This window comes from Metasolibacillus meyeri (assembly GCF_003049505.1).
Lineage (GTDB): Bacteria > Bacillota > Bacilli > Bacillales_A > Planococcaceae > Metasolibacillus > Metasolibacillus meyeri.
In genome coordinates, this window is the sequence record NZ_PYWN01000241.1 from 1 (window position 1) to 2237 (window position 2237).

At 40.0% G+C, this 2237-nt stretch carries 1 protein-coding gene; it reads left to right on the top strand.

The window, feature by feature from the left end; genetic code table 11:
- The first annotated feature begins 356 nt into the window (after positions 1–356).
- Positions 357–1982, top strand: a complete 1626-nt coding sequence (gene abc-f / locus C9J34_RS21280; protein ID WP_107842159.1) for a ribosomal protection-like ABC-F family protein — start codon at positions 357–359, stop codon at positions 1980–1982.
- Positions 1983–2237 lie beyond the last annotated feature (255 nt).

Genomic DNA, 2237 nt, shown 5'->3' on the forward strand with positions numbered 1-2237 from the left:
TTTAAGTAATATTAATAATTGGATTATTGTGTATATCCAAATAATATCACATTTGTAGTGTGAAGCATTATAAAAATATTTTAAACAAACAGCATGCAACAATCATTTCATTATGCTATAATACTAACAATTCGAAACGGAAAGGAAGATGGGTGGCCGATGTTAAACTAACCTGATTTTTTACACATGATGAATTATTCAGCATGAAAAAACAGGATTAGTCTGCCCATTTTCTAAAATTATCGTTTTTTCGCTTGCCTGTAAAAGCAAAGTGAAAAAGCTTATTTGTTGCCGACTAATCCTTCCAAATTACGGGAGGATTTTTTTGTTCTCCCCATCTTTAAGGGGGCATTTTTATGATAGAACTATTAAAAATACATGATGCTATGATGGAATTAGAGCAAGGGGTTTTATTCCAAAATGTGAAGTTATCTTTGGCTGAAGGGGATGTTGTTGGAATTGTTGGAAAAAACGGTGCAGGGAAGTCGACTTTATTGCATTTGCTCAATGGTGATTTAGAGTTTAGTGCAGGTTCCTTACAATGGCAACGCCGTGTGACACCCCTTTATATTGTGCAGGAGCAGGAAGTATATGATGAGCTGCTTCATGCAGATGCGGCGCTTTTAGCAAAATGGCGTGTACCGAGTAATGAATATGCAACATTAAGTGGTGGCGAAAAGCTAAAGCTGCGTCTTGCAACGGGCTTTTCAAAGGCGAAGGACGTGCTCTTGCTGGATGAGCCGACAAACCATTTAGACGAGGCGAGCATACAGTTATTAGTCGAGCAAATCAAAGCATATAAAGGAACGCTTGTTGTTGCTTCACATGACCGCGCATTTTTAGACAAGGTTGTAACGAAAATTTGGGCGATTGAAAATAAGGAAGTTCGTGCATACAACGGCAATTATACGCATTATAAAAAAGTTCGAGCTGCCGAGCGAAACGCGCAGCAGCATGCGTATGAACAGCAGCAAAAGAAAATCGAACGCATTGAAGGGCAGTTAACAAATTTAACGAGCTGGTCAAACAAAGCACATGCCCAATCAACAAAACAGGAAGGCTTTAAAGAGTACCATCGCGTGAAGGCGAAGCGCACAGATGCTCAAATAAAATCGAAAAGAAAGCGTTTGGAGCAGGAGCTAAGCGAAGCGAAAGTGGAGCAAGTAGCAAAGCCCTATGAGGTAAAATTTGAAATCAATGCAACAGCAAAGCGCGGCAAGCGGTTTTTAGAAGTAACAGGCATCGAAAAGCATATCGCAGGCAGGCTTTTATTTAAAAGTAAGCATTTTACGATATTGCACGGTGAAAAGGTGGCGCTAGTTGGTCAGAACGGCGCAGGAAAAACGACTTTCTTGCAAATGGTTATGGGGAAAGAATCGTATCATGGCAAGCTTTGGCTATCACCAACTGCAACGATTGGCTATTTATCACAAAATGTCTTTGACCTGCCGCTAGCATCGACACCTGCGCAAATTTTCCAGCGTGAAACCTTTGAAGAAAGAAGCCTTGTACAGCATTTAATGAAACAACTTGGTTTCACAGCCGCACATTGGCAAAATCCAATTCAGACGATGAGCATGGGCGAGCGTGTTAAGCTGAAGCTCATGCAGTTTATTTTGCAAAATAAAGATGTTTTATTACTTGATGAACCAACGAACCATTTAGATATTGAATCACGTGAGCAGCTAGAGTTAACATTGAAGCAATTTAAGGGAACGATTCTTGCGGTTTCACATGACCATTATTTTTTACAGCAAATAACGGATGAACAGTTATTGATTCAAGATGGGCTATTGACAAAGTATAGAGCAAAGCAAGGAATACAACAGGATAACAGCGCCTCATTATTAGCATTGGAAACAGAGCGACAAGCAGTGTTAGGCAAATTAAGTCTTGCTCAAATTGGCTCTGCTGAATATATGGAGCTTGATCAACGCTTCAATAAGCTAACGAAGGAAATCAATGTGTTGAAAAAGAGTTAAATAAAGTGAACCTTATAATCAATAGGGGATTCTGACATATAAAGCATGTTGTTGTTGCTGCCGCTTCGCTTTCGCAACAGAGAAAACATGTGCTGCCGCTTCGCTTTCACGCACAAAATATCTGTCACCTTGTTTATGATACGAAGAATGATTAAAAAAGGGAGGTCTATAAAGTGAACCTTCAATCAGTGGGGGTTTTCTTCATCCCCCACTGATTGGTGATAAAGGAACACAAGCTAAACACTTCACAGCCTG